At 58.4% G+C, this 26,186-nt stretch carries 25 protein-coding genes and 1 pseudogene; 18 read left to right on the plus strand and 8 right to left on the minus strand.

Annotated elements, in window-relative coordinates; genetic code table 11:
* The 7 genes from mutL (at nt 1) to LD28_RS22125 (ending at nt 6,896) form a co-directional block, all read left to right on the plus strand.
* Nucleotides 1–1,866 carry a DNA mismatch repair endonuclease MutL gene (mutL, locus tag LD28_RS0104480; protein ID WP_033135813.1) on the plus strand — a complete coding sequence of 622 codons (1,866 nt, stop codon included), beginning with the start codon at nt 1–3 and terminating at the stop codon, nt 1,864–1,866.
* On the plus strand, nt 1,856–2,785 hold the full coding sequence (gene miaA, locus LD28_RS0104485) for a tRNA (adenosine(37)-N6)-dimethylallyltransferase MiaA (protein ID WP_033135814.1): 930 nt from the start codon (nt 1,856–1,858) through the stop codon (nt 2,783–2,785). The genes mutL and miaA overlap by 11 nt, the downstream gene beginning before the upstream one ends.
* Nucleotides 2,786–2,857: 72 nt before the next feature.
* Nucleotides 2,858–3,121 carry an RNA chaperone Hfq gene (hfq, locus tag LD28_RS0104490; protein ID WP_005339045.1) on the plus strand — a complete coding sequence of 88 codons (264 nt, stop codon included), beginning with the start codon at nt 2,858–2,860 and terminating at the stop codon, nt 3,119–3,121.
* 63 nt (nt 3,122–3,184) lie between these two features.
* Complete coding sequence (gene hflX, locus LD28_RS0104495; protein ID WP_033135815.1) at nt 3,185–4,471, plus strand: ribosome rescue GTPase HflX; 1,287 nt, start codon at nt 3,185–3,187, stop codon at nt 4,469–4,471.
* A gap of 91 nt (nt 4,472–4,562) precedes the next feature.
* Entirely contained in the window at nt 4,563–5,714 is a 1,152-nt protein-coding gene (hflK, locus tag LD28_RS0104500) for an FtsH protease activity modulator HflK (protein ID WP_033135816.1), read from the plus strand.
* A gap of 3 nt (nt 5,715–5,717) precedes the next feature.
* Nucleotides 5,718–6,602 (plus strand): protease modulator HflC, encoded by an 885-nt coding sequence (gene hflC, locus LD28_RS0104505; RefSeq protein ID WP_033135817.1) that lies wholly within the window; start codon nt 5,718–5,720, stop codon nt 6,600–6,602.
* A gap of 105 nt (nt 6,603–6,707) precedes the next feature.
* Nucleotides 6,708–6,896: a DUF2065 domain-containing protein gene (locus LD28_RS22125; RefSeq protein ID WP_005339036.1), complete on the plus strand. Its 189-nt coding sequence runs from the start codon at nt 6,708–6,710 to the stop codon at nt 6,894–6,896.
* Between the two features lie 81 nt (nt 6,897–6,977).
* Here the strand turns inward: LD28_RS22125 and ispB are convergent, their stop codons facing one another.
* Nucleotides 6,978–7,949: an octaprenyl diphosphate synthase gene (gene ispB, locus LD28_RS0104515; protein ID WP_033135819.1), complete on the minus strand. Its 972-nt coding sequence runs from the start codon at nt 7,947–7,949 to the stop codon at nt 6,978–6,980.
* 242 nt (nt 7,950–8,191) lie between these two features.
* Here ispB and rplU point away from each other — a divergent pair, with 242 nt between their 5' ends.
* From rplU to LD28_RS0104555, 8 genes and pseudogenes are all read left to right on the plus strand, one after another.
* The gene (rplU, locus tag LD28_RS22130; RefSeq protein ID WP_005304210.1) at nt 8,192–8,503 is read left to right on the plus strand and encodes a 50S ribosomal protein L21; all 312 of its coding nucleotides are present in this window, start codon (nt 8,192–8,194) and stop codon (nt 8,501–8,503) included.
* A gap of 17 nt (nt 8,504–8,520) precedes the next feature.
* A complete protein-coding gene (gene rpmA / locus LD28_RS0104525) occupies nt 8,521–8,778 on the plus strand; it encodes a 50S ribosomal protein L27 (RefSeq protein ID WP_005339028.1) in 258 nt (85 codons plus the stop codon).
* 191 nt (nt 8,779–8,969) lie between these two features.
* Nucleotides 8,970–10,172, plus strand: coding sequence for an Obg family GTPase CgtA (cgtA, locus tag LD28_RS0104530; protein WP_033135820.1), 1,203 nt, complete (start codon nt 8,970–8,972; stop codon nt 10,170–10,172).
* A 367-nt stretch (nt 10,173–10,539) separates the two neighbouring features.
* A pseudogene (locus tag LD28_RS0104535) lies at nt 10,540–11,910 on the plus strand (YjiH family protein).
* Nucleotides 11,911–12,075: 165 nt separating this feature from the next.
* Nucleotides 12,076–13,065 (plus strand): luciferase-like monooxygenase, encoded by a 990-nt coding sequence (locus LD28_RS0104540; protein ID WP_033135821.1) that lies wholly within the window; start codon nt 12,076–12,078, stop codon nt 13,063–13,065.
* Nucleotides 13,066–13,068: 3 nt separating this feature from the next.
* Nucleotides 13,069–13,515 (plus strand): bleomycin resistance protein, encoded by a 447-nt coding sequence (locus LD28_RS0104545; RefSeq protein WP_033135822.1) that lies wholly within the window; start codon nt 13,069–13,071, stop codon nt 13,513–13,515.
* A gap of 123 nt (nt 13,516–13,638) precedes the next feature.
* Nucleotides 13,639–14,139, plus strand: coding sequence for a 2TM domain-containing protein (locus tag LD28_RS0104550; protein WP_033135823.1), 501 nt, complete (start codon nt 13,639–13,641; stop codon nt 14,137–14,139).
* Nucleotides 14,140–14,354: 215 nt separating this feature from the next.
* Nucleotides 14,355–14,864, plus strand: a complete 510-nt coding sequence (locus LD28_RS0104555) for a DUF6622 family protein (protein WP_033135824.1) — start codon at nt 14,355–14,357, stop codon at nt 14,862–14,864.
* Between the two features lie 261 nt (nt 14,865–15,125).
* On the opposite strand, the gene LD28_RS0104560 is transcribed toward LD28_RS0104555, so the two are convergent.
* Genes LD28_RS0104560 through lptD form a run of 6 tightly spaced genes read right to left on the minus strand, consistent with a single transcriptional unit; the run spans nt 15,126 to nt 21,914 of the window.
* Nucleotides 15,126–15,947 carry a symmetrical bis(5'-nucleosyl)-tetraphosphatase gene (locus LD28_RS0104560; protein ID WP_033135825.1) on the minus strand — a complete coding sequence of 274 codons (822 nt, stop codon included), beginning with the start codon at nt 15,945–15,947 and terminating at the stop codon, nt 15,126–15,128.
* 6 nt (nt 15,948–15,953) lie between these two features.
* Nucleotides 15,954–16,316, minus strand: a complete 363-nt coding sequence (gene apaG, locus LD28_RS0104565; protein ID WP_033135826.1) for a Co2+/Mg2+ efflux protein ApaG — start codon at nt 16,314–16,316, stop codon at nt 15,954–15,956.
* Between the two features lie 4 nt (nt 16,317–16,320).
* Nucleotides 16,321–17,148 (minus strand): 16S rRNA (adenine(1518)-N(6)/adenine(1519)-N(6))-dimethyltransferase RsmA, encoded by an 828-nt coding sequence (gene rsmA / locus LD28_RS0104570; RefSeq protein WP_033135827.1) that lies wholly within the window; start codon nt 17,146–17,148, stop codon nt 16,321–16,323.
* On the minus strand, nt 17,138–18,133 hold the full coding sequence (pdxA, locus tag LD28_RS0104575) for a 4-hydroxythreonine-4-phosphate dehydrogenase PdxA (protein WP_033135828.1): 996 nt from the start codon (nt 18,131–18,133) through the stop codon (nt 17,138–17,140). Before pdxA ends, rsmA begins: the two co-directional genes overlap by 11 nt.
* Entirely contained in the window at nt 18,133–19,431 is a 1,299-nt protein-coding gene (surA, locus tag LD28_RS0104580; RefSeq protein ID WP_033135847.1) for a peptidylprolyl isomerase SurA, read from the minus strand. Before surA ends, pdxA begins: the two co-directional genes overlap by 1 nt.
* A 26-nt stretch (nt 19,432–19,457) precedes the next feature.
* On the minus strand, nt 19,458–21,914 hold the full coding sequence (gene lptD, locus LD28_RS0104585) for an LPS assembly protein LptD (protein WP_033135829.1): 2,457 nt from the start codon (nt 21,912–21,914) through the stop codon (nt 19,458–19,460).
* A 174-nt stretch (nt 21,915–22,088) separates the two neighbouring features.
* Between lptD and LD28_RS0104590 the strand changes: the two genes are divergently transcribed.
* Genes LD28_RS0104590 through djlA form a run of 3 tightly spaced genes read left to right on the plus strand, consistent with a single transcriptional unit; the run spans nt 22,089 to nt 24,617 of the window.
* Nucleotides 22,089–23,099 (plus strand): aminoglycoside phosphotransferase family protein, encoded by a 1,011-nt coding sequence (locus tag LD28_RS0104590; RefSeq protein ID WP_033135830.1) that lies wholly within the window; start codon nt 22,089–22,091, stop codon nt 23,097–23,099.
* Entirely contained in the window at nt 23,096–23,764 is a 669-nt protein-coding gene (gene murU, locus LD28_RS0104595) for an N-acetylmuramate alpha-1-phosphate uridylyltransferase MurU (RefSeq protein WP_033135831.1), read from the plus strand. Before LD28_RS0104590 ends, murU begins: the two co-directional genes overlap by 4 nt.
* A 19-nt stretch (nt 23,765–23,783) precedes the next feature.
* The gene (gene djlA, locus LD28_RS0104600) at nt 23,784–24,617 is read left to right on the plus strand and encodes a co-chaperone DjlA (RefSeq protein WP_033135832.1); all 834 of its coding nucleotides are present in this window, start codon (nt 23,784–23,786) and stop codon (nt 24,615–24,617) included.
* Between the two features lie 89 nt (nt 24,618–24,706).
* On the opposite strand, the gene LD28_RS0104605 is transcribed toward djlA, so the two are convergent.
* Nucleotides 24,707–26,158 carry an aminoacyl-histidine dipeptidase gene (locus LD28_RS0104605; RefSeq protein ID WP_033135833.1) on the minus strand — a complete coding sequence of 484 codons (1,452 nt, stop codon included), beginning with the start codon at nt 26,156–26,158 and terminating at the stop codon, nt 24,707–24,709.
* Nucleotides 26,159–26,186: the final 28 nt, after the last annotated feature.

Genomic DNA, 26,186 nt, shown 5'->3' on the forward strand with positions numbered 1-26,186 from the left:
ATGCCGATCCGTATATTGCCCCCTATCCTGGCCAACCAGATTGCTGCCGGAGAGGTGGTGGAGCGGCCCTCTTCTGTGGTGAAAGAGCTGGTGGAGAACAGCCTGGATGCGGGGGCCGACCGGGTCGAGATCGACATCGACAAGGGGGGCGCCAAGCTGATCCGCATCCGTGACAACGGCAGTGGTGTCGCCAAAGACGAGCTGGTGCTGGCGCTGTCGCGTCACGCGACCTCCAAGGTTGCCACGCTGGACGATCTGGAAGGGATCAACAGCCTCGGTTTTCGTGGCGAGGCGCTCGCTTCCATCAGTTCGGTCTCCCGTCTCACCTTCACCTCCCGTACCGCAGAGCAGTCCGAAGCCTGGCAAGCCCAGGCGGAAGGGCGCGAGATGAGCGTCACCATCAAGCCGGCGGCCCATCCGGTGGGCACCACGGTGGAGGTGGTGGATCTCTTCTTCAATACCCCGGCGCGGCGCAAGTTCATGCGCAGCGAAAAGACCGAGTTTGCCCATATCGACGAGCTGGTGCGCCGCATCGCGCTCTCCCGCTTCGATGCCACCCTGATCCTGCGCCACAACGGCAAGGTAGTGCGCCAGTACAAGGCCGCCAATACCGTGCCGGAGCAGGAGCGCCGTCTCGCCGCCGTTTGCGGCACCCCTTTCATGCACCATGCGTTGGCGGTGGAGAGCGAGCATAGCGATGTGCGGCTGTGGGGTTGGCTGGCGACCCCGGAGGGGGCAAGACCGCAAAACGACCTGCAATACACCTACGTAAACGGCCGGATGATGCGCGACAAGCTCATCAATCACGCCATCCGTCAGGCCTATGACGAGTTGCTGCCTCCCGATCGCTTCGCCGCTTATGTGCTCTATATCGAGCTGGATCCCCGTCAGGTGGATGTCAACGTCCACCCGGCCAAGCACGAGGTGCGCTTCCATCAGGCACGGCTGATCCACGACTTTATCTTTCAGGCGCTGTTTACTGCGCTGCGCCGTGAAGGGGTCGGTGCCGCTCATCAGGAAGCGCCGCTGGCTGAAACCCTGGTCGAGCTGCCGGTCAGCCCGCAGATTGAATATCCCGGTCAGGCGCCACGCCCGGAGTGGTACGGTGCCGAGCACAGCTACCGGGCGCCTGCGCAGGTGCGGGAAGGGGGCGCGGCTCGCGCCAGCAACTATCAACCGCCCGAGCCGCCAAGCAGGGAGGCGATGCGTGGCATGGGGGCTCTGCTCACGACGCTGCCCATCGCAACAGCGGCTGAGGCTGCGCCCGCGCAGCCAGCTGCCGCCATGCCGCAACCCAAACTGGGGGGATGCCGCGCTCTGACGCTGGTGGAGCAGGCCTACCTGTTGATCGAGCGGGATAGTCAGCTGGCACTGCTCTCGCTGGTGCGCGCCGAGCGGGTGCTGCTGCGCCACTGGCTGTTGGAGGCCTGGGGGCAGGGGTTGGCGGCCCAGCCACTGTTGCTGCCGGTCTCCTTCAAATTGCCGAAGAATCTGATCGCGCTGGTGACCGAGCAGGAACGTTTGCTGAAACGGATGGGGCTGGAGTTGAAAAGCGGGGGGCGCGACACCATGATCCTGACTCGGGTTCCTGCCCTGCTGCGCCAGACCGATCTGGTGCGACTCTTACCCGAATTGTTGCAACTCATCGAGGGCGGATCTGACAGTGATGCTGGTCAGCAGGCTGAAGTATTATGCCAATGGCTGGTGGAGCAGGGGATAAGCCGCGAGAAGATATACGATTTTTCAACTGCCAGTCGCCTGCTGACGGAACTTGTGACCGATTTCAGTGACCAACTGGCAGACATTCGCATGGTGCGCCCGCTTTCGCTGGCGACCGTGCTGGAGGAGTTTGAACATGGCGAGTGACTTGCCGACCGCAATTTTTCTGATGGGGCCGACGGCCTCCGGCAAGACGGATCTCGCCATTGAACTGTGCCAGGCATTGCCTTGCGACATCATCAGCGTCGATTCGGCGCTGATCTATCGCGGCATGGATATCGGCACGGCCAAGCCGACCGCCGATGAACTGGCGCGGGCCCCGCACCGGCTGATCGACATTCTTGACCCGGCCTTGAGCTATTCGGCGGCCGACTTTTGCAAGGATGCCCTGCGGGAGATGAAAGAGATCGCCGACCGTGGCCGCATTCCGCTGCTGGTGGGCGGTACCATGCTCTATTTCAAGGCGCTGCTGGAAGGACTCTCTCCGCTCCCTTCTGCCGACCCTGTTATTCGGGCCGGAATAGAAGAGGAGGCTGCCCGTCTTGGCTGGCAGGCGCTGCACGATGAGCTGGTGCGCATTGACCCGGTGGCCGGGGCGCGGATCCACCCCAATGACCCGCAGCGGCTCTCTCGGGCGCTGGAGGTCTACCGCATCAGCGGCAAGACCCTTACCGAGCTGACGCAGGTGCAGGGGGAGGGATTGCCCTATCGGGTGCAGCAGTTTGCCATCGCCCCGAGCGATCGCGCCGTGCTGCATCAGCGGATCGAGCAGCGCTTTGACAAGATGCTGCAAGGTGGCTTTGAACAGGAGGTTCGTGCGCTGATGGCGCGCGGCGATCTGAACCCGGATCTCCCCTCCATTCGCTGTGTGGGTTATCGCCAAATGTGGGACTACCTGTGCGGTGAAGTGGGGTATGATGAGATGCGTTATCGTGGCATTGTTGCCACACGCCAATTGGCAAAACGACAGATGACCTGGTTGCGCGGCTGGCCCGACGTGACCTGGTTGGAATCTGGTGAGTCTGGCAATCTTGACCGCGTGCTTGCTCGCGCTGGTGCGGCTTGACACTCCCTGTATAATCAGGTTGTTATATTGATATCCGGTGTTTAAAAACAACAAACTATAAGGAAAAGAAAAATGGCTAAGGGGCAATCTCTCCAAGACCCGTTTTTGAATGCGCTGCGCCGTGAGCGGATTCCTGTTTCTATCTATTTGGTGAACGGCATCAAACTGCAAGGTCAGATCGAGTCTTTTGACCAGTTTGTTATCCTGCTGAAAAACACTGTGAGCCAGATGGTTTACAAGCACGCCATCTCGACTGTCGTACCGGCCCGTGCCGTCAATCATCACCAGCCCACTCCGGGTGGCGCGGCTGATGAACAGGGTGATGCCGAGGCGTGATATCCCTGGGCGAGTCGACTCGCCAACTCAGATTCATCATGATTCCTGTTAAGGAGCAAGCGCTTGTTTGACCGTTATGAAGCTGGCGAACAGGCCGTTCTGGTGCATGTCAACTTCAGTGATGAGGGTGAGCGGGAGGATCTGGAAGAGCTAAAGATGTTGGTGAGCTCGGCCGGAGTCAATGCGTTGGGGGTCGTTACCACCAGTCGCAGTGCGCCCAGTGCCAAATTTTTTGTCGGCAGTGGCAAGGCTGAAGAGATCGCGTCCCAAGTCCAGATGCTGGCGGCGGACGTGGTGATCTTCAACCATGCCCTTACCCCCGCCCAGGAGCGTAACCTGGAGCGTCTGTTCCAGTGCCGGGTGGTGGATCGAACCGGCCTGATCCTCGATATCTTTGCCCAGCGCGCCCGTACCCACGAAGGCAAACTGCAGGTTGAACTGGCCCAGTTACGCCATCTTTCCACTCGTCTGGTGCGAGGCTGGACCCACCTTGAGCGTCAAAAGGGCGGGATTGGTCTGCGTGGCCCGGGTGAAACCCAGCTTGAAACTGACCGACGCCTATTGCGGGAACGCATCAAGGCGATTTTGCGTCGGCTCGACAAGGTGGCCAAGCAGCGGGAGCAGGGACGTCGTGCCCGCAACCGCAACGAAGTGCCGACGGTGTCACTGGTTGGTTATACCAACGCCGGAAAGTCCACTTTGTTCAACCAACTTACAGCTGCCAGCGTGTATGCTGCCGACCAATTGTTCGCAACTCTGGATCCCACCCTGCGTAAACTGGTGATCCGGGATGTGGGTGATGTGATTTTGGCGGATACAGTTGGATTTATTCGACACTTGCCCCATGATCTGGTCGCGGCCTTCAAGGCGACCCTGCAGGAGACCCGTGAAGCGGATCTGCTGCTGCATGTGGTGGACTGTGCCGATGAGCAGATGCAGGAGAATATCGACTCCGTGCAGCAGGTGTTGGCCGAGATCGAAGCCGATGACAGGCCCCAGCTGATGATCTGCAACAAGATCGACAAGCTGGCGGATCGTCCGGCAGGTCTGGAGCGAGATGACGAGGGGCGCCCGTTGCGCGTCTGGTTGTCGGCCCAGACCGGTGAAGGTTGTGAGCATCTGTTTACGGCGCTGACCGAATTGCTGGCTGGCTCTATGGTGCATCACACCCTGCAGTTGCCTCCTTCTGCCGCGAGATTGCGCAGTGCGCTCTATCAGCTGAAAGGGATTGAGCAGGAAGGTTTTAGCGAGGAGGGTGATTTCGTGCTGGAAGTCCGCTTGCAAGTGGCCGACTGGAACCGCCTCGTGAAACAGGAAGGTGAGAGTTTACAACGCTTTATCAGGCATTGATTCGTCGATGAAGATGAACCCTTAGGGGCTTCTCAACGTATGACGGCCCGGTAGAGATGATATCCATCCGCATGTATTAATGGAGACGCTGATGGCTTGGAATGAGCCTGGTAACAACGGCAAAGACCGTGACCCTTGGGGGAATAACGGCAAGAATCAGGGACCCCCTGATCTGGATGAAATGCTGCGCAAAGTGAGTCGCCGTTTCGGTGGCTTATTTGGTGGCGGCAAATCTGGCGGCGATGTAGGTCGCTTTGGTATCTCCATCGCGCTGGTTGTGGCTGTGGTGGTGTGGGTCGTCAGCGGCTTCTACACCATTCGCGAAGCCGAGCGTGGAGCAGTGCTGCGGTTTGGCAAGTTTTCCCATATTGTCGAGCCGGGCCTGCGCTGGAAGCCGACCTTTATCGATCAGGTGATCCCGGTGGACGTCGAGTCCGTGCGCTCCCTGCCTGCCTCCGGTTTCATGCTGACTCAGGATGAGAACGTGGTACGGGTCGAGATGGACGTGCAGTACCGTGTCGTCAATCCCGAGCAGTATCTGTTCAGCGTGACCAATGCTGACGAGAGTCTGGGCCAGGCCACCGATAGCGCCCTGCGCTACGTGGTGGGTCATACCCGGATGGATGATGTGCTGACCACCGGCCGTGAGAAGGTGCGTCAGGAGACCTGGCAGGTGATCGATGGCATCATCGAGCCCTATCAGATGGGTCTGCAGATCGTCGACGTCAACTTCCTGCCGGCTCGTCCGCCGGAAGAGGTGAAAGACGCCTTCGATGACGCCATCTCCGCTCAGGAAGATGAACAGCGCTTTATTCGTGAAGCAGAAGCTTATGCACGCGAAGTGGAACCGAAGGCGCGTGGCTCAGTCAAGCGTCTGGAACAGGAAGCCGAAGGTTACAAGTCCCAGATCGTGCTGAAGGCCAAGGGTGAGGTTGCCCGTTTCAACGAGCTGCTGCCCCAGTATCAGGCTGCGCCCGAGCTGACTCGCAACCGTATCTACCTGGAAACCATGGAAGAGCTCTATCAGCAGGCCAACAAGGTGGTGGTCGACATGCCGGCTGGCAACAACAGCATGATCTACCTGCCGCTCGACAAGCTGTCTGGCAAGCCGAATGCAGTCCAGTCTGATCGCGCCACTGTCGCTCCGGTCGCAGAGCCAGCCCCCGTTTCCAACGAGGGTGCCAACTCTACTCCGATAACGCCGCTGCGTAGCGGTGACCGCTTCAGCTCAGGGAGAAACTGATAGATGAAAAAGCTAGCTATTGGTGCAATCGCTGTCGCGGCCATGGTCTGCTTCTCCTCTGTCTTTATCGTTGATGAAGGTCAGAAGGGGATTGTGGTGCAGTTTGGCAAGGTGAAGCGGATTGACTCCGGTGAGCCCCGCCTCTATGAGCCGGGCCTGCACTTCAAGGTGCCGCTCATCGACCAGGTTCGCAAGATGGATGCTCGCATCCAGACCATTGACAGCCAGGCCGACCGTTTTGTCACCTCCGAGAAGAAAGACCTGATCATCGACTCCTATGTGAAGTGGAAGATCGAGGACTTCTCCAAGTACTACCTGGCAACTGGTGGTGGCAACAAACTGCAGGCTGAAGATCTGCTCAAGCGCAAGATCAACAACGGTCTGCGTTCCGAGATCGGTAACCGCACCATCAAGGACATCGTCTCCGGTGAGCGCAGTACCGTGATGGAAGATGCCCTGAAGAAGATGGCGCGCTCCTCCGAGCTCGGTATCAAGGTGGTGGATGTGCGGATCAAGCAGATCAACCTGCCGGTGGAAGTCTCCAACTCCATCTACCAGCGTATGCGTGCCGAACGTACCGCAGTCGCCCGTGAGCACCGCTCTCAGGGTCGCGAGAAGGCTGAAATCCTGCGTGCCGATATCGACCGCAAGGTGACCGTCATGATCGCTGACGCCGAGAGTAACGCTCGCCAGCTGCGTGGTGAAGGAGATGCGGAAGCCGCCAAGATCTATGCCGACAGCTACAAGAAAGACCCCGAGTTTTTCAGCTTCGTGCGTAGCATGGAGGCCTATCGCAAGAGCTTTGCCGGTGGCAACGACCTGATGGTGTTGAAGCCGGACAGCGAGTTCTTCCGTTACCTCAAGTCTCCTCACGGCACCAAGCAGTAATCGCCACGAGGTCACATTCAAAGGGTCTGCATTGTCAGACCCTTTTGTTTTTGGCGCCAACGCCAGCTGTCGACCCCGGTGGCTGGTTGTGTTGAAGGGGGTCAGATGCTGACATCCATGCTGATGGGGTTGGGATTGCTGTTGTTGTTCGAGGGGCTCGGTCCACTGTTGATGCCCAGGGCATGGCAGCAGATGTTGCGGCTGCTTAGCGACCAGCCACCGGAGCAGTTGCGTCGTATCGGCGGCTCGCTGGTGGTAGCTGGCAGCGTGATCCTCTGGATGCTGAGTCGCTGAGTCTGGCGCAATGCACAGTCCACCAGAAAGCAGACAATAAAAAAGAGGCCAACGGCCTCTTTTTTCATGCATGTCGTTTACTCAGGCACTGCGCTGCACGGCCATGTGCGCCAGTGTTTCCAGTGCGTGCTTGTGCGGGGAGTCCGGCAGGATGGCGAGGGCGGCAATGGCCTTGTCGGCCTCTTCACGGGCCCGCATGCGGGAGTACTCCAGCGCGCCGGTACGGTCGAGAATGCCGAGGATCTGGTCGAGATGCTCCATGCCGTTGCGGTGCTCGATGGCATCGCGCACCAGCTGGCGCTCTTCCGGGTTGCCCACTTCCATTGCGCGCAGCAATGGCAGGGTCGGTTTGCCTTCAGCCAGGTCGTCACCGACGTTCTTGCCCATCTCTTCGCTCTGGGAGCAGTAGTCCATCACGTCATCGATGATCTGGAACGCGGTGCCCAGATACTTGCCGTAATCGGTCATGGCCTGCTCGACAGCGTCGGGCTGATGGGTAAGCACGGCGGCGAGCCGGGTGGCTGCCTCGAACAGCTTGGCGGTCTTGCAGTAGATGACCGTCATGTAGCTCTCTTCGGTGGTGTCCGGATCGTTGCAGTTCATCAACTGCAACACTTCCCCTTCGGCGATGGTGTTGGTGGCATCCGAGAGGATCTCCATCACCCGCAGGTTGGAGAGTTCGGCCATCATCTGGAAGGAGCGGCTATAGAGGTAGTCACCGACCAGCACGCTTGCGGCATTGCCAAACATGGCGTTGGCGGTCTCCCGGCCGCGGCGCAGGTCGGATTCGTCGACCACGTCGTCATGCAGCAGGGTAGAGGTGTGAATGAATTCGATGATGGCGGCCAGTTTCAGGTGATCCTCACCTTCATAGCCCAGCGCACGCGCAGCCATCACGGTCAGCATGGGGCGCATTCGTTTCCCGCCGGCGCTGACAATGTAGAAACCCAGCTGATTAATCAGACTAACGTCGGACTGGAGTCGGGCCAGGATCAGTTCATTGACCGCCGTCATGTCGGCGGCACAGAGCGCACGGATAGTCTGTTGGTCCATAAGTCTCGTAACGTGACAGCAGCAATAACTGCGATTTTAGTAATGGCAGGGATTCTACACGATTTCACAATGGGTTACAGTTAGGCGTTTATCCACGGCGGCAGATATGCGCACAAAATAAACTTTTTGCTAAAATGGCCTTGCCTGAGCAGATCGATTTGCGTAGAATGCCCGCCCATTGTTATAGGTTTTTGCGCATGTCTAGCCTTGAGCAAAAGACATGCCTTTACGGAGTTAATCAAATGTACGCGGTATTCCAAAGCGGCGGAAAACAACACCGTGTGGCCGAAGGTCAAATCGTTCGTCTGGAAAAGCTGAACGTTGAGACTGGCGCTACTATCGACTTCAACGAAGTTCTGATGGTTGCTGCAGGCGACACTTTTAAAGTAGGTGCTCCTTTCGTTGAAGGTGGCAAGGTTGTAGCTGAAGTTGTGGCTCACGGCCGTGGCGAGAAAGTGACTATCGTCAAGTTCCGTCGTCGTAAGCACCATCGTAAGCAAGCGGGCCACCGTCAGTGGTTCACTGAAGTCAAAATCACTGGCATCAGCGCTTAATTAGAGGAGTCCGATAAATGGCACACAAAAAAGCTGGCGGTTCATCCCGTAACGGTCGCGATTCTGAAGCTAAACGCCTGGGCGTGAAGCGTTTCGGCGGCGAAACAGTTCTGGCTGGTAGCATCATCGTTCGTCAACGTGGCACCAAGTTCCACGCTGGCACCAACGTTGGTCTGGGCAAGGATCACACCCTGTTCGCAACCGCGACTGGTAAAATCCTGTTCGAAGTTAAAGGTCCGCTGAATCGTAAGTACGTTAGCATCGTTGCTGAGTAATTACGGACCGCAAGGATCCGAAGCCCCGCCAACAGGCGGGGCTTTTGTTTTTCTGAATAGCTGACGAAAAAACGGAACGCAGATGACCCGGGCTCCGACAGGGGCGTGGATTGCCAAGATGCGTATCGCCCGCAGGGGTCTGTACCACTATAATTGCGTATCGGTTTTTCGAATTAAGGTGACGGTTACCTATGAAGTTTGTTGATGAAGTCCAGATTCGAGTCGATGCCGGTGACGGTGGTAACGGTTGTGTCAGTTTTCGCCGGGAGTTGTATGTCCCCAACGGTGGTCCGGATGGCGGTGACGGTGGCGATGGCGGTGATGTCTATCTGCTGGCCGACGAGAACCTCAACACCCTGATCGACTACCGTTTTGAGCGTTTCCACGCCGCCGAGCGTGGCGAGAATGGTCGCAGTGCCAACTGTACTGGCCATCGTGGCAAAGACAAGGTCCTGCGCGTTCCTGTCGGAACCCGCGCCAGCGACGAGGATACCGGTGAGCGACTGGGCGACTTGACCAGTCATGGTCAGAAGTTGATGGTTGCCAAGGGTGGTTTCCACGGTCTGGGCAACACCCGCTTCAAGAGCTCCGTCAACCGGGCTCCGCGTCAGAAGAGTAACGGTACTCCGGGTGAAGTGCGTACCCTGAAGCTTGAGCTGCTGCTGCTGGCTGATGTCGGTATGCTGGGTCTGCCCAATGCGGGCAAGTCTACCTTTATCCGTGCCGTCTCCGCTGCGCGTCCGAAAGTGGCCGATTACCCCTTCACCACCCTGGTGCCAAACCTTGGTGTGGTGCGTGGTGAGAACTCTCGCTCCTTCGTGATCGCGGATATTCCGGGTCTGATCGAGGGTGCAGCCGAAGGCGCTGGTCTGGGTATTCGCTTCCTCAAGCACCTCGAGCGTTGCCGCGTGCTGCTCCATCTGGTAGACATCTGCCCGATCGATGGTTCCGATCCTGCTGAAAATGCCGTGACCATCGTCAATGAGCTGGAAAAATACAGCCCCGAGCTGGCAGGCAAGCCGCGCTGGCTGGTGTTCAACAAGATGGATCTGATCCTGGAAGAAGAAGCCCAGGAAGTGATGGATCGTGTTAAAGCTGCCCTCAACCATGAAGGGCCGGTTTACGCCATTACCGCCATCAACAAGGAAGGTACCAAGAAGGTCTGCTACGACATTCTGGATCTGCTGGACACCATGCCCCGTCAACTGGAGCAGGATGCCAAAGAGGCGATCGAGAAGGTGGAGTTCAAGTGGGACGACTACCACAAGAACCAGCTGGCCCAGGCCGAAGCAGAAGCACTGGCTGCCTCTGTTGCCTTCGACGAAGGGCTTGATGACGACGACTGGGATGACGACGAAGATGATGGCGTTGAAGTCATCTATGTTCGTGACTGATCCCCGCCACTCTCATTGAAAACCGGAGCCTGAACAGGCTCCGGTTTTTTTATGTCTATCGAGCGGCAGTTGATTAGGTCTGTTTTCAATATCACTTATTGCCTGTCATTCATAACCGATGAGATTACCCACCAAAATCAACACTAACGAAACAAGTGACTGGCGATGTCGATTGAATCGATATGCGTTGCTATATCCAGTTGTTTTTATGATAGATTTGCCTAATGAAATATTTATGCGTTAATTTCTCCATTAAAGGCTTGTTTGTGCATTTTTTTAGAGTATTCTTGCGCCCGTTTTTTCCGGTTAACGCATGAATACGCAGGTTGGCCGGGTTGGGGGAAAGTAACATTAGGGCAGTCATATCATGTTGGAAAAAAGTCTCGAAGTACCTGCGGTCAATACCCGCCGTAACTTGTTGATGTTTCTGGTTCCGTCACTCATCGGGATCCTGCTGTTCATGACGCCGGTCGTCTACGACGGTAATGTCACTATCCCGGTGGCCGTGCTGGCCAAGCTGGTTCAGCGGGTGTTTGCCGATTATCTGGTCGCTATGGTCAGTGCGGTGATCACCACCACCATGCTGATGACGGTGATTGCCTGGTTGTTCAAGCCAGCGATTCTGGTGCGCCGTCCTTTCCTCAACAGTTTGTTCAATGTATCCCCTTTCTGGGCCTGTGTGCGGGTGCTGGGCGGTATCTTCGTGCTGCTGACCTTTTTCCAGGTGGGGCCAGAGGTGCTGTATTCTGGCGCAACCGGTGGGCTGGTGCTCAATGATCTGCTGCCGGTGCTCTTCTCGGTATTCCTCTTTGCCGGTCTGCTGCTGCCGTTGCTGCTCGATTTCGGGCTACTGGAGTTTGTCGGCACCATGATGACCCGCATCATGCGTCCGGTCTTCCGGTTGCCGGGTCGCTCCGCAGTGGACTGCTCTGCCTCCTGGCTCGGCGATGGCAGTGTCGGTATCCTGCTGACCAGCAAGCAGTACGAAGGGAAGTTCTATACCCAGCGTGAAGCCGCAGTGATCGGCACCACCTTCTCCGCGGTCTCCATCACCTTCTGTCTGGTGGTGATCGCCTAGGTGAAGCTGGAGCACATGTTCGTCCCCTTCTACCTGACTGTCAGCCTGGCAGGCGTGGTCGCAGCCATTGTGGTGCCGCGTCTGCCGCCGCTCTGCTGGAAGAAGGACATCTATGCCGATGGCACTCCCCTGTGCCGCAAGCAGGAGGCGGTGCCACACCAGCACAGCGTGATGAGCTATGGTTTCGAGCGCGCACTGACCAAAGCTGACAGCATGACCGACCTGGGCGCCGTCGCGCGGGAAGGGGTGAAGAATGCGCTGGATATGGTGTTTGGCGTGTTGCCGGTGGTGATGGCGATCGGCACCTGTGCCCTGATGCTGGCCGAACACACCCCCATCTTCAACTGGCTGGGGGCGCCCTTTGTCCCCTTGCTGGAGCTGCTGCAACTGCCGGAGGCGGAAGCGGCCTCCAAGACCATCATGGTCGGTTTTGCCGACATGTTCATTCCGGCGGTGCTGGCCTCGACCATCGAGAGCGACATGACCCGCTTCGTGATTGCCGCCATGTCGGTGACCCAGCTCATCTATATGTCGGAAGTGGGTGCCCTGCTGCTGGGCAGCAAGATCCCGGTCAAGCTGTGGGAGCTGTTCGTCATCTTCCTGCTGCGTACCCTGGTCACCTTGCCGGTTATCGCCGTGGTAGCACACCTGCTGTTCTGATCGCGCAGTCGTGCTGAAAAAGGCCATCCCGCTTGCGGGGTGGCCTTTTTGCATCTGGCGTTTTGCTTCATCCGTCATGCCATCAGGGGCAAATGTGTTCCGTTCGAACATCTCATGGTAGAGTGCCAGCTCTGTTAGCAAATTGTGATGCAATGGAGTGTCTTTATGTCTGCCGTCCCTTATTCCGTGCTCGATCTGGTGCCTGTGGCCGAAGGTTCTGTGCCTGCCGAGTCGTTTCGCCGTTCGCGGGATCTTGCCCGCCATGCCGAGGGTTGGGGTTACCAGCGCTACTGGCTGGCCGAGCATCACAACATGCCGGGCATTGCCAGTGCCGCCACCTCGGTGCTGATCGGTCATCTGGCTGAGGCCACCACCACGTTGCGGATCGGGGCGGGTGGCATCATGTTGCCAAACCACTCGCCGCTGGTCATTGCCGAGCAGTTTGGCACTTTGGCTTCTCTCTATCCCGACCGCATCGATCTGGGCCTGGGCCGTGCGCCCGGTACCGATCAGCGCACCATGCGGGCGCTGCGGCGTATGGGCAGTGGCGAGGTGGATGATTTCCCGGCCGATGTGCGCGAGCTGATGAGTTACTTTGGCGACGAGATCGGCGCAGTGCAAGCGGTGCCCGGTCAGGGGCTGCATCTGCCCATCTGGCTGCTGGGCTCCAGCCTCTACAGCGCGCAACTGGCGGCGGCGATGGGCTTGCCGTTCGGTTTTGCCTCCCATTTCGCCCCTGCCATGTTGCTGCAAGCGCTGGAGATCTACCGCAGCCAGTATCGTCCCTCTGCTCGCTGGCCCAAGCCCCATGCGGTGGTCTGCATCAACATGATCGCCGCCGACAGCGAGCGTGAGGCCCGCTTCCAGTTCACCACCGTGCAGCAGCAGTTCTTGCGTCTCCATCGCGGTGACGCGGGCAAGCTGCCCGCGCCGGTTGTCCAGCTTGGTGACGAGTGGGCGCCCCGTGAGCTGATGGCGATGGAGCAGACCCTGGCCCGCTCTCTGGTGGGGGATCCTGAGCAGGTTCGTCACGGTCTCAAGGCGCTGCTGGCGGAAACCCGTGCCGATGAGCTGATGTTCAATGGCCCCATCGTCGATCATCAGGCACGGCTGCGCTCATTCGAGATCGCTGCCGAGTTGATGCAGAGCCTCTAAGCCATGACGAATCCAACTGTCGTGGTGGATGAGGTCTATTGGAGCCCCATGGTGCCGGAGCTGTCGGTCACCGATCTGGCTCGCTCTCTGGCGTTCTACACCGGCTTGTTGGGCTTTTCAGTCCGCTATCGGCGCGATGACCCTCCTTTTGTTTATCTGGAGCAGCAACAGGTACAGCTGATGCTGGAACAGGTTCATTCGGCGGGTTGGCAGGTCGGTACACTGGAACCACCGTTCGGTCGGGGGATCAATCTGCAGATGGAGCTGACCGATATTCAGCCGCTACTCGACCGATTGCAGCGCGCCGGCACTGCGCTGTTCCGGCAGCCCACTGAGGTCTGGTATCCGGTGGGCGGGATGCTGGCCGGGCAGCGCGAATTTTTGCTGCAGGATCCCGATGGTTATCTGCTACGGTTTGTTCAATATCTGGGGGAACGAGTGGCTGACTGACAAGCTTTAAATCTTAACCATCTGATTTTAAAGGACTGTCAGATAGATGTCGGCCATCTGTCGTGTCACCTTTCGCGGCGCAAGCCCTATGCTGGCCCTGTCAATTACCACAAGGAGTGCGAGATGATCGTCAGGAAGTTGAGATTGCAACGGGGTTGGTCCCAGGATCAGTTGGCGACGTTGACTGGTTTGAGTGTCCGCACTATCCAGCGGATCGAGCAGGGGCAGCAACCCGGACTGGAATCTCTCAAGGCCCTGGCCTCCGTCTTTGAACTCGATGTGGCTCAACTGGATGGGTCAGAGCAACAGGAGCGCGAGATGAGAGGAAGTGACACTATGGGTCAGGATGCGGTGCAGGTATCGGCAGAGGAGCGGGCGGCGATGCGCTATGTGGAGGAGCTCAAGGGCTTCTATCACCATGTCGCCAGCTATGTGGTGGTGATCTGCGGGCTGTTTGTCATCAACTACCTGAGCAATCCGGAGTATATCTGGGCCTGGTGGCCAACCCTGGGTTGGGGGCTGGGGCTTGCCTCCCATGCCATTCGGGTGTTTCAGCCCTTCAAGCTGTTTGGCCCCGAGTGGGAGCGGCGCCAGATCGAGAAGCGGCTGGGGCGCAAGTTGTAATCTCAACACGATCACACATCTGCCCATATTTATATTACAGCATCATAGCTAATATCCCTGAATATGGGCATGTCCACGATGTGGAGTAATTCTATTTTGAGAACTGTCGCTGCCAAATATCCTTGGCTTGCAGCGAATTCATTTCGTGAATAAAAGTCACATATGGCTATTATCGTCATGTAACATTTTTTGTATTTTTAGTTAAGGATGGTGGTATGTTGCTTTTAAATATTTTAGCTGACACACCAGTATGGGTCTGGGCTCTGTTTGCTTTTCTCATTGCTACAGGGATAAATGCATTACGTGATAGAGAGATGAATGTTAAAGGATTATTCATTATGCCACTGTTCTTTCTCTTGTGGGGTGGAATCTCCGTGATAGATGAACTGGCTTTCTTATTCTGGGGTTTGGCTGCTATGTTGGTGGGGCTGATGGCAGGCTATTGGACTGGCTGGTGTCTTTCGAGCGGTGGACCTCAGTTGAGGAATAAAGAGGGTACTAATTTAATTATCTGGCCTGGCACTCAGTGGGTTATCTTTTTTGTGATAATTACTTTCATTATAAAGTACACATTGAATATTTTTTTGAACATGGAGCCTGAGTTAAGGTTTTCATTGTGGTTCAATGTTGTTTTTGGTGTTTTAAGTGGCGTTATTAGCGGTGTGCTTTGGGGGCGTACGTTAAATTTATATTTAACCTATCGACAGGCCAATTCATGTGGTTAACTATCCTCTCTACACCGCTTGGTTATAGCTGGAAATTTAAATTATTAAGCATCCTTTTGTAATAAAATCAGTCATATTTCATTAGTTAGTATTCGGCATGTTGAAAATATATCTTTGTACAAACGGTAAGTCTTTTTTATATTGATGATATTCATCCATCATCAATATAAAAAACAGAAAGCCCGGCAGGTTGCCGGGCTTTGTTATTGATGCGGGTTTTGGCAATCCGTGCGGCAGCGACGCCTGATTGCTGCGCTCTGCCTAGCTGGCGTGAACCGGGCAGGGGGTGGCGATCAGGGCATCATCTTCGTAGCGCCACAGGGTAAGGCTGTTGCCCCAGACGCAGCCGGTATCGAGCGCCTTGATATCGCTCTTGCCGGTGTTGCCCATCAGGGCTGCCCAGTGGCCAAACACCAGGATGGGGTCATCTACGTGGTGCTCCCGCTGTTCGAACCAGGGACGCAGCCCCGGGGTCGACTCCTTGGGCCCCTTCTTGCATTTGAAGTCGAGACGACCGTCGAAATAGCAGAATCGCATCCGGGTGAAGGTGTTGATGATGTAGCGGTAGCGGTCGATCCCGACCAGATCATCTTTCCAGCCATCGGGCTGGTCGCCGTACATGTTGTGCAGCAGCCAGCTGTACTGGTCACCGCGCAGCAGGCTCTCCACCTCGCGGGCGCAGTTGCGGGCGGTGCGGGCATCCCACGCCGGGGAGATACCGGCATGCACCATCATGATGGGCAGATCCGGATGCTCGGCCAGCAGCGGACGGTGGCGCAGCCACTCCAGCAGTTCATCCCGATCAGGGGCATCCATCAGGCTTTGCAGCTTGTCTTTCTTCTTGAGCGGCGCGACGCCATTGGCGACCGCCAGCAGGTGCAGGTCGTGGTTGCCAAGCACGGCGACGGCGCGGTTGCCCAACGCCTTGACGAAGCGCAATGTGTTGAGGGAGTCCGGGCCGCGGGCGACCAGGTCGCCGCAGAGCCAGAGCACGTCTTTGTCGGGATCGAACGCGGCAAGATCCAGCAGACGGCGCAAGTCGTCGTAACAGCCCTGGATGTCACCGACAAAACAGTTCGCCATGAAACCTCAGTTGATAATATTGGGGATGGCCAGCGTGAAGGGGGCGATGGGCGCCTCAAACTGCTGGCCAGAGCCATCTTGCAGGGTGTAACTCCCCTCCATCACCCCGAGCGGGGTCGCCAGTGGCACACCACTCTGGTAGCGGTAGGTTTCCCCTTCGGCAATGACGGGTTGTTCCCCGACCACGCCCGGACCTTCTACTTCCAGCATCTTGCCATTGGCATCGGTGATGAGCCAGCGCCGGTGCAGCAGTTGCACCGGGCCGGGCCCCAGATTCTCAATCTCGATCAGATAGTGAAACTGGTAAGGGTCTTTGGATTCCGCCACATACACGGGGTATGGGCGGATCTCGATGTGCGGCTGAGCCACAGGATCAGGCCTGTTGCTGATCCGCCAACCAGTTGGCGATGATGACGAACTGCTCGAGGGAGAGGTTCTCCGGACGCAGGTTGCCATCGATACCAAGCTCGGTCAGCTGGGCGTCGGTGATGAAGTTGGAGAAGCTGTTGCGAATGGTCTTGCGACGCTGGCCAAAGCCCTCGGTACAGACGCGGCTCAGGCAGCGCATGTCTTTCGCAACGATAGTCGGGTTCTTGTGCGGGATCAGGCGCACCACGGCAGAGTCCACTTTCGGCGCCGGTTTGAAGGCGCCCGGGCCCACTTCCAGCACTGGCACCACCTGGCAGTAGTACTGCACCATGACGCTCAGGCGGCCATAGGCTTTGCTGCCAGGACCGGCACACATCCGCAATACCACTTCCTTTTGCAGCATGAAGTGCATGTCTTCAACCCGGTCGGCAAATTCGCACAGGTGGAAGATGAGCGGGGTGGAGATGTTGTAGGGCAGGTTGCCGAAGATGCGCAGCGGCGGCTTGCCTTCCCCCATCAGGGTGCCGAAGTCGAATCGCATGGCGTCCGCTTCGATGACGGTCAGCTTGTCCTTGAGGGTCGGGTGCTCGCGCAGGCGAGCTGCCAAGTCCCGGTCAAGCTCGACCACGGTCATCTTGTCCATCTGGGAGGCGACCGGTTCGGTCAGCGCGGCCAGACCCGGGCCGATCTCCACCAGATTCTGACCCGGCTGCGGGTTGATGGCTGCGACGATCTGGTCGATCACATACCGGTCGTGCAAGAAGTTTTGACCGAAACGCTTACGGGCCGTGTGACCCATGTGCACCTTATTGCTCTGCACCTTACTGCTCATATCTTTTTTTCTCTACCATCTTGATGGCGTGGTTAATCGCGGTGACAAGGCTGCCTGAATCCGCCAGGCCCTTGCCTGCCAGATCCAGCGCAGTGCCGTGATCCACCGAAGTGCGGATGAAGGGAAGCCCCAGGGTGATATTGACCGAACTGCCGAAGCCCTTGTATTTGAGCACGGGCAGCCCTTGGTCGTGGTACATGGCGAGTACCGCATCCGCATCCTTGAGGTATTTCTCCTGGAACAGGGTGTCGGCCGGCAGGGGGCCGACCAGATCGATCCCCTCCTGGCGCAGATTGGCCAGAGCGGGTTCGATCACATCAATCTCTTCACGTCCGAGATGGCCACCTTCCCCGGCATGGGGATTGAGGCCGCAGACGTAAATACGGGGTTTGGCGATGCCAAACTTGGTGGCGAGATCCTCGTTGAGGATCCGGATCACCTTGCCGAGGCGATCCTCGGTGATGGCCATCGCCACATAGGCCAGCGGAATATGCGTGGTCGCCAGCGCGACCCGCAGCCCCTCGGTTGCCAGCAGCATCACCACATCGGCGGTGCCTGACTGCTGGGCAAAGAACTCGGTGTGGCCGCTGAACGAGACGCCGGCCTGGTTGATGATCCCCTTGTGCACCGGCCCGGTCACCACGGCAGCAAATTCGCCGCTGAGGTTGCCATCGCAGGCGCGCTGCAGGGTCGCCAGCACATAGGCGCCATTGCCTTCGTTCAGCTCGCCCGGCACCACGGGGGCGCCGAGCGTGACTGGACAGACGGTCAGGGTGCCCGCCCGCTGCGGGTGGGCAGAGGCGGCCGCATCATAGAGCTCAAGCTCGATGTTGAGCCCCAGCAGGGCTGCCCGCTCGCGCAGCAGCGCCGGATCTGCGATGACCACCAACTGGTGGGGCCAATCCTGCTGGGCAATTTGCAGCACCAGATCCGGGCCGATCCCGGCCGGTTCGCCCGGGGTAACGGCAAGGCGACGGCAGCTCATCAGCTACCGGCTCCTTCGATCTGGATGTAGGCCTCGTCACGCAGCTCATCCAGCCACGCCTGGGACTCTTCCACGAAGCGGCGGTTGTAGATCAGCTGGTAGGCGCGCTGCTCCTGCGCCTTGTCGGTGGCATCCTGGCTGCGGCGATCTTCCACCTGCACGATGTGCCAGCCGTGGCTGGTACGGAACGGGGCACTGATCTGTCCCGGTTGCAGGCGGTTGACCATGTCACGGAACTCCGGCACATAGACGTTGGGATCAGACCAGCCCAGTTCGCCACCCTGCACCGCAGAGCCCGGATCTTCGGAGTACTTCTCTGCCATGCTGGCGAAGTTGGCCTTGCCGCTCTTGATGTCGTGCAGAATGCCGTCCAGCATCCCCTTGGCTTTCTCTTCGCTCAGGATGATGGAGGGCTTGATCAGGATGTGACGGGCCTTCACCTCGGTCTGCATCACTTGCTGCTGACCCTTGGTGTCGAATACCTTGATGATGTGCAGGCCGGCGCCGGAGCGCAGCGGGCCGACGATGTCGCCCTTCTTGGCACCCTGCACCGCTTCTGCCATCAGGGTCGGCATCTCTTGCGGGCTCATCCAGCCCCAGTCTCCCCCTTCCAGCGCCTTGGGACCGTTACTCTCGGCAATGGCCAGTTTGCGGAAGTCTGCACCCTGTTTGAGGGCGGCCAGAATGCGCTCGATCTTGCTCTTGGCGGCATCCAGCTGGGCGGCGGTGGGGTTGTCCGGCAGGGCAATCTGGATATGGCCGACGTGGTATTCGTTCTGCTGTTGACCCTGTTTTTTCAGGATCTCCACCACCTGCTTCACCTCCTGTTCGGAGATGTTGATGCGACGACGTACCTGATTGCGGCGTACCTCGTTCATCAGGATTTCGCGGCGTACTTCTTCGCGATACTGGGCATAGGTCAGCCCTTCTCGGTCGAGTTGGGCCCGCAGCTGCTCGAGGGTCATTTTGTTGTCGGCGGCGATGCCCTGAATAGCCTGTTCCAGCTGGGTGTCGCTGATCTTCAACCCCTGGCGTTCGGCCAGTTGCAGTTGCAGGCTCTCCTGGATCAGGCGATCCAGCGCCTGTTTGCGCAGGGTGGCATCGTCAGGCAGTGATTGGCCGCTCTCTTGGGCGGAGAGTTTTACCTTGTTGACCAGTGCGTCCTGTTGACTGGACAGCACCACGTCCTTGTTGACCACGGCCAGCACCTTGTCCATCAGCTCGGGCGCAGCCAGTGCGGCCTGGCTCATGGCGCCGAACATTCCCGCGGTCAGCAGGGCAATCAGGGTCTTTTTCATATCCATCTCTCAAGGCTGGACCAGCATCATTGCTGGTCTTTCAGATTAAACGGGCGAACATAGGGCAACAGCTCGGTATCCAGCGTGACACTGCGGCCACCGGTACCCACGCTGCCAAGTCCCTTCATCTCGAACTGAAGGCCGATCGATTTCTCGGAGGTGGGCTTCAGGGTGATGTTGTCTGGCTGGTTGTGCCACTCCAGACTCAAGTTGATGCTCCAGCAGCAGGAGTCATATTTGACGCCCACTTTCCGGTCGATATTGACGTTTTGCTGGATGTCCCGGTAGTAGCCACCATACATCTGCCACTGATCAGCGATCGGGGCCATTACCACCAGACCGGCCTGACTCAAATCCTCAGTCATGGCTGTGTTGTAGTAGTTCTTGTTACCGTCTTTGATGAAGCGGTAGTTGATCTGGCTGATGAACTTCTCGTGGCGGTATTCGACAGCACTGTTGGCCGCGGTGAACTCGCTCTCAGAGGTATCGTACTGGGTGCCCGCATGAGCAAACCATTTTTCGGTGATCCGGGCATCCCCCTCAAACGAGAGCAGGGAGCGGGCGTTAGTGCTCTCGGGATCAGATGGGTAGAGGCGCACCTTGGGTGGTGTCATCTCGAATGCCTGGGCAACAGCCAGACGCAACCGCTCATCGCCCACATTGTCATAAACCCGGCTGGTCAGGCCAACGGTGATTCGGTTGGCATCGCTGATGCGGTCGAGACCGGCGTAGCGGCGATCACTGAACAGGCTGTAGTAGTCCTGACGGGTGGTGGTGGAGTCGTAGATCCCGATATCATTCTGATCCCGATAAGGAACATAGAGATACTGGAACTCGGGCTCCAGGGTCTGGGTCCCCTTGCCATCATACCAGTTGAGCGGGCGATCGAAGTTCAACCCGCCTTTGAGTCTGAATGAGGGGAGGGTGCGATTGACGGTCCCATCCTTCAGAGTGAGCTGGCCAGTGCTGGAGTCGGTGAAGCGGCTGCGATCCACGCCAACCAGATCTCTTGGTACCTCCTGGTTATAGGAGGTAAACATCAGCTTGTACTGGCTGGTGAGGAAGTAACCCGGCGCATCCACCAACGGAACGGTCAGGGTCGGTGCCAGATGGAAGCGGGTTGCCGTGTAGCGTTCACCCGCCTGCTGGACACTGGCGCTGCCACTGTCGTAACCAAACTTGGTCAGCTCGCTGTTCCAGGCCAGATCGAACCAATTGCCTTGCTGGTAGTAGTTGTAGTCGATACGCGGCAGCATCTCGTGGGGGAGCAGCGCGTAGGGGCTCAGGATCTGGTAGCGGCGTACCTCGGAGGTGAGGTTCCAGTTCTGCTGGTAGTAACCTGCGGTAAAGGATTGCTGCAATTGGCTGTCGACCTGGGTGCCCACTTGCGGGCTGAAGTCGTTGAAGTAGTTGTAATCCTTCTCCCGCACCTGGGTGTAGTCCAGGCCAAAACGCAGGGATCCATCCATCAGGGCGGAACCGTGACGGACGTTCATCAGGTAGCGATGGCCATCCGAGAGGTACGGGGTGCCGGTTGACGGATTGGTAAAGCTGGGATTGCCCGCGTCATACTGCTTGTCGTCAGCCAGATTTTCAAAGTAGAGGATGCCTGCGTGGGCGGGGTCCGGCATGTAGCGGAACTCTACCTGCTCCATCAGGCCGCGCTTGTCCATGAAGCGCGAGGTGATGGTGGCATCGTAGTTGGGGGCTATGTTCCAGTAGAAGGGCTGGGTGATATCCATGCCGTTGCTGGAACTCTGCGTATAGCCGGGATAGAGCAGACCGGTCTTCCGTTCATCCTTGATGGGGAAGTTGATATAGGGGAAGTAGAAGACCGGATAGTCATAGAGCCAGAGGCTGGCATTCCAGGCTTCGCCGAACACCTCTTTCTGGTCGATGTCGATGCTACCCGCTTTGAGGGTCCACACTTCCTGACCGGGGGGGCAAGTGGTGTACTGGGCCCCCTCCATGGTGATGTTCTGGTTGTTGTTGGTCATCACCACGCGCTTGGCAAAGCCGCGCACCGGTGAGCCATGCACCTGATATTTGCCCTCTTCCAGTTCGGAGTTCTTGGTATCCAGGTTGGATTTGAGGGTCTTGTCGCTGGTGACGGTCACCTGACCGTCGTTGTAATAGATGTTGCCGATGGCGATGACATCCCGGCTTTTCTGATCGAGCTGGGCATAGTCGGAGTCAAACTTGCGAACACCCTGACGAACCTTGACGTCACCTTCATAGACGGCGGTGCCGCCCTGTTTGGCCTCGAGACGGTCGGCATCCACCTCGACTGGCTGTGCGTTGGCATCCTGACCCGATGCAGGCTTCTCTATCTTGGGAACATAGTCATAGCAGAGACTATCGAGGATCCCGGTGGCCGGCGGCGTTTCAAACGGTGCCGCCTGAACCATCATGGATGTCAGGGCGGGGGCCAGGCTGATAGTCAGGGCGATGGGATAGCGGTACCCCAGTGTCCATTTTGTCATGTGAAAGACTCGTGCAATCCGTGATAGATACGGTTGATCCAAGGCATGCATTTTACGACAGGTTTCATCGAGTTGACATTGCATGTCATTGCTTTATGTTAGCCGGCAATGATAAAGCATTATTGCGGCCAGGGCTAACAGCCAAGTGCTGCTTTCCACCTTGGTCCTCTACTTATGCACGATCGCGATTCCCTGCTATTGCAGTGGGCACGCCGTATTTCCGGTGATGCCAATCTTCAGTTGACCCTCATTTCCGGTGATGCCAGCTTCCGCCGCTACTATCGTGGTGGTGGCCTGGTGTGGGTGGATGCCAATCCTAAAACCGAAAAAAATCATGAATTTGTTCGTAATGCCGCCGCCTTGCTGGCGCGTCAGCTGTTGGCGCCAGAGGTGAAAGCGGTGGACTACGAACAGGGCCTGCTGGCGGTCAGTGACCTGGGCGATACCCAGCTTATCAGCTGTCTGAATGAACAGACGGTGCTGGCCTGGTATGGCAAGGCGATTGATCTGCTGCCCCGACTGGGGGCGGTCGACCTGGCGCTCGAACCCTTCGATGCGGCCTTTATGGCGCGAGAGAACAGCATTTTCCCCGAGTGGCTGCTTGGCCATCATCTGCAACTGATCCTGAGCCATGAAGAGCAGCAACTGCTGGATGAGACTTTTGCCTGCCTCACCGCCTGCAATCTGGCCCAGCCGCAAGGGGTGATGCACCGGGATTTTCACAGTCGCAACCTGATGGTGTGTGGCGGTGATACCCCCGAGAGCAGCACCCTTGCCATCATCGATTTTCAGGACATGGTGATCGGGCCCCTGAGTTATGACCTGGTCTCCCTGCTCAAAGATTGCTACGTACGCTGGCCGGACGAAGTGATCGATGAAGGGATGCGCCATGGCTTTGCCACCCTGCAACTGGCGGGTCTGCTTGGCGAGCGCGATTATGCCAGTTTCCGTCGTGATGCCGACCTGACCGGCATGCAGCGCCACCTGAAAGCGGCGGGGATCTTCACCCGGCTCTATCATCGCGATGGCAAGTCCGGTTATCTCAAGGATATTCCCCGTACCCTCGGTTACGTGGTGGATGTCTGTCGCATTCACGGTAGCGCCTATCCGGTACTGGCCAGTTTCGGCCAGTGGCTGGAGCAGGTGGTGTTGCCCGGGATGGCCAACGCTGGAGTAAAACCATGAAGGCGATGATCCTGGCCGCTGGCCGTGGCGAGCGGATGCGCCCGCTGACCGACCTGCTGCCCAAGCCACTGCTGGCGGTGGGGGGCAAGCCGCTCATCGTCCATCACATCGAAAAGCTCAAAGCCGCCGGGGTGACCGAACTGGTGATCAACCACGCCTGGCTCGGCCACAAGCTGGTCGAGACCCTTGGCGATGGCAGTGCGCTCGGCGTGACCATCCACTGGTCGGCCGAGGAGAGTGCGCTGGAGACCGCGGGCGGCATCGTGCAGGCGCTGCCGCTGCTGGGCTCCGAACCCTTTTTGGTGATCAACGGCGATACCTGGCTCGATCTCGATTATCACACTCTGGTCAGTCAGCCCCTTGGCGATGATCTGGCCCACCTCTGGCTAGTGCCCAATCCACCTCAACATCCGACCGGGGACTTTGCCCTGCAAGCCGGGCGAGTCATGGATACGCCAGCGTTTACCTTCAGTGGGGTCGGACTATATGATCCGGCGGCCTTTGCCGGTCTCGCCGGCGGCGCCCGCAAGCTGGCGCCGCTGCTGCGGGAGTGGATGGCACAAGGGCGGGTGGGCGGCAGCCTGCTCGCTGGCGAGTGGCGCGATATTGGCACTGTCGATCGACTGCGCGAGCTGGATGACCAGCTCCAGGCCCGCACTCATTAACTTCAAGAGGTCTTGAACCATGCGTATTTGGGGTAAGGTGCTGGGCGCCTTCTTCGGTTTTTTGCTCGGCAATATCATTGGTGCCCTGATTGGCCTCTGGATCGGCCACCGTTTCGACCGTGGCATGGGGCTGCAGGGGGCGTTTCGTCGCGGCCCGAGTCAGGAGCAGCAAGCCGTCTTCTTCCACGCCACCTTCTCGGTGATGGGCCACATCGCCAAGTCCAGCGGTCAGGTGACCGAGCAGGAGATCCGGGTTGCCTCCAACCTGATGGATCGGATGCGGCTGGCAGGCGAACAGCGTGCCCGAGCGCAGGAGTCGTTTCGTCTCGGTAAAGAGGCCGACTTCCCGCTGCGTGAGACCCTGGCCGAGTTTCGTCGCGCCAGCCTCGGGCAGCGCGACATTCTGCGCTTCTTTCTGGAGGTACAACTGCAGGCGGCCTTTGCCGACGGGCGGGTAGAGGAGGGCGAGCGCGCCATTCTCCATACCATCGCCGACGAGCTGGGTTTCAGTCGCATCGAGCTGGCCCGTATTCTGGCGATGGCCGAAGCGCAGATGAACTTCTTCAATCAGGCCCATGGTCAGTATCAGGGTGGTCATTCCGGTGGCCAGCAGTATCGGCAGGAGGTGCCTTCTGCGGATCGCCTCAAGAATGCCTACCAGTTGCTGGGGGTGAGCGAGAGCGACAGCGATCAGGATATCAAGCGCGCCTACCGCAAGGAGATGAGCAAGCATCACCCGGACAAGCTGGCCGCCAAAGGGCTGCCGCCGGAGATGATGGAGATGGCCAAGGAGAAGACCCAGGAGATCCAGCAAGCCTGGGAGTGGGTCCGCGAGGCGCGCGGCATTCGTTAAGCGCCGAAGCCTGTCATATCGGCACAGCAGACAATAAAAAGCCCCGCAGCAGTGCGGGGCTTTGTTTTGCGGTGTGGCGTCGGGCCGGGTTATTTGGCCGGAATGGCTTCCAGCACGTGTACCAGCAGTTGCCAGAAACGCTCGACCGCCGGGATGTGCACCTTCTCGTCAGGGGAGTGGGCACCACGGATGGTCGGGCCGAAGGAGACCATGTCCCACTCGGGATAGGCGCTCTTGAACAGACCACACTCGAGACCGGCGTGGATCACCATCACGTTGGGCATGGTGCCAAACAGGGTCTGGTAGCTGTTGCGTACCAGTGCCATGACGGGGGAGTCCACGTTCGGCGCCCAACCCGGGTAAGCACCGGTGAATTCGCAGCTGGCACCCGCCAGAGTGAACAGGGAGCGGGTCATCTGCTCGATGCTCTCGCGACCGGAGTCGATCAGGGAGCGGATCAGGCATTGAACGTACACTTCGCCATCCTGAGTCTTGATGACCCCCAGGTTGATGGAGGTTTCGGTCACGCCGGGCATGGCATCGCTCATGCGCATCACGCCGTTCGGGCAGGCCATCAGGGCATCCAGCAGGCGCTGCTGCAGGGAGACGCTCATCAGCTTGGCCGGTTTGGCGGCGCTGTTGACCAGCACGGTCAGGTTCGGCTCGGTGGCGGCCAGCTCGGTCTGATAGATACCGGTGTAGCGGTCAACCAGTGCGTTGAACTCGCTCACGCTGGCGGCGGGCACCAGCAGGGTGGCGCGGGCTTCGCGCGGGATGGCGTTGCGCAGGGTGCCGCCGTGGATCTCGGCCAGACGAATACCCAGCGGCTCGGCTGCTTTGAGCAGGCGTACCAGCAGCTTGTTGGCGTTGCCACGACCGCGATGGATGTCGCAACCGGAGTGACCGCCACGCAGCCCTTTGACGGCCAGCTCGACCACTTCGCCTTCGCTGGCGTCAACCAGCTCGAGCGGGAAGCGGATATTGGCATCCACACCGCCAGCGCAGCCCATGTAGACCTCGCCATCCTCTTCGGAGTCAGTGTTGAGCAGGATCTCGCCTTCCAGCCAGCCTGCTTCCAGACCGAAGGCGCCGGTCATGCCGGTCTCTTCATCGGTGGTCAGCAGCACTTCCAGCGGACCGTGCTTGATGGTCTTGTCGGCCAGCACAGCCAGGCAACCGGCCATACCGATACCGTTGTCGGCACCCAGGGTGGTGCCACGGGCAGTGACCCACTCGCCATCCACATAGGCGTCGATGGGGTCGGTCGCGAAGTCGTGTTTGGTGTCGGCGTTAGCCTGCGGCACCATGTCAATGTGGGCTTGCAGCACCACGGCTTTGCGGTTTTCCATCCCCGGGGTGGCCGGTTTCTTGATGATGATGTTGCCGACCTTGTCCTGCTTGACCGCCAGCCCTTCCCCTTGGGCCCATTGGATGATCCAGGCGCTCAGCTTGGCTTCATGCTTGGAAGGGTGGGGAATGGAGCAGATCTGTTCGAAGAAATGCCAAATCAGTTTGGGAGAGAGAGAGCTAAGCTGTGCCACGTCGGGACTCCTTACCAGCACGGAATAA

It is taken from the genome of Aeromonas finlandensis (assembly GCF_000764645.1).
Classification (GTDB): Bacteria; Pseudomonadota; Gammaproteobacteria; order Enterobacterales; family Aeromonadaceae; genus Aeromonas; species Aeromonas finlandensis.

What these genes read in the sequence shown, in the direction of transcription:
- mutL (WP_033135813.1), top strand. Translation starts at nt 1, where the DNA reads ATGCCGATCCGTATATTGCCCCCTATCCTGGCCAACCAGATTGCTGCC.
- LD28_RS0104560 (WP_033135825.1), bottom strand. Translation starts at nt 15,947, where the DNA reads ATGGCGAACTGTTTTGTCGGTGACATCCAGGGCTGTTACGACGACTTG.
- LD28_RS0104550 (WP_033135823.1), top strand. Translation starts at nt 13,639, where the DNA reads ATGATCGTCAGGAAGTTGAGATTGCAACGGGGTTGGTCCCAGGATCAG.
- LD28_RS0104540 (WP_033135821.1), top strand. Translation starts at nt 12,076, where the DNA reads ATGTCTGCCGTCCCTTATTCCGTGCTCGATCTGGTGCCTGTGGCCGAA.
- pdxA (WP_033135828.1), bottom strand. Translation starts at nt 18,133, where the DNA reads ATGAGCTGCCGTCGCCTTGCCGTTACCCCGGGCGAACCGGCCGGGATC.
- hflK (WP_033135816.1), top strand. Translation starts at nt 4,563, where the DNA reads ATGGCTTGGAATGAGCCTGGTAACAACGGCAAAGACCGTGACCCTTGG.
- rpmA (WP_005339028.1), top strand. Translation starts at nt 8,521, where the DNA reads ATGGCACACAAAAAAGCTGGCGGTTCATCCCGTAACGGTCGCGATTCT.
- rplU (WP_005304210.1), top strand. Translation starts at nt 8,192, where the DNA reads ATGTACGCGGTATTCCAAAGCGGCGGAAAACAACACCGTGTGGCCGAA.
- LD28_RS0104590 (WP_033135830.1), top strand. Translation starts at nt 22,089, where the DNA reads ATGCACGATCGCGATTCCCTGCTATTGCAGTGGGCACGCCGTATTTCC.
- cgtA (WP_033135820.1), top strand. Translation starts at nt 8,970, where the DNA reads ATGAAGTTTGTTGATGAAGTCCAGATTCGAGTCGATGCCGGTGACGGT.
- djlA (WP_033135832.1), top strand. Translation starts at nt 23,784, where the DNA reads ATGCGTATTTGGGGTAAGGTGCTGGGCGCCTTCTTCGGTTTTTTGCTC.
- rsmA (WP_033135827.1), bottom strand. Translation starts at nt 17,148, where the DNA reads ATGAGCAGTAAGGTGCAGAGCAATAAGGTGCACATGGGTCACACGGCC.
- LD28_RS0104555 (WP_033135824.1), top strand. Translation starts at nt 14,355, where the DNA reads ATGTTGCTTTTAAATATTTTAGCTGACACACCAGTATGGGTCTGGGCT.
- LD28_RS0104545 (WP_033135822.1), top strand. Translation starts at nt 13,069, where the DNA reads ATGACGAATCCAACTGTCGTGGTGGATGAGGTCTATTGGAGCCCCATG.
- murU (WP_033135831.1), top strand. Translation starts at nt 23,096, where the DNA reads ATGAAGGCGATGATCCTGGCCGCTGGCCGTGGCGAGCGGATGCGCCCG.
- ispB (WP_033135819.1), bottom strand. Translation starts at nt 7,949, where the DNA reads ATGGACCAACAGACTATCCGTGCGCTCTGTGCCGCCGACATGACGGCG.
- miaA (WP_033135814.1), top strand. Translation starts at nt 1,856, where the DNA reads ATGGCGAGTGACTTGCCGACCGCAATTTTTCTGATGGGGCCGACGGCC.
- surA (WP_033135847.1), bottom strand. Translation starts at nt 19,431, where the DNA reads ATGAAAAAGACCCTGATTGCCCTGCTGACCGCGGGAATGTTCGGCGCC.
- LD28_RS22125 (WP_005339036.1), top strand. Translation starts at nt 6,708, where the DNA reads ATGCTGACATCCATGCTGATGGGGTTGGGATTGCTGTTGTTGTTCGAG.
- hflC (WP_033135817.1), top strand. Translation starts at nt 5,718, where the DNA reads ATGAAAAAGCTAGCTATTGGTGCAATCGCTGTCGCGGCCATGGTCTGC.
- hfq (WP_005339045.1), top strand. Translation starts at nt 2,858, where the DNA reads ATGGCTAAGGGGCAATCTCTCCAAGACCCGTTTTTGAATGCGCTGCGC.
- lptD (WP_033135829.1), bottom strand. Translation starts at nt 21,914, where the DNA reads ATGACAAAATGGACACTGGGGTACCGCTATCCCATCGCCCTGACTATC.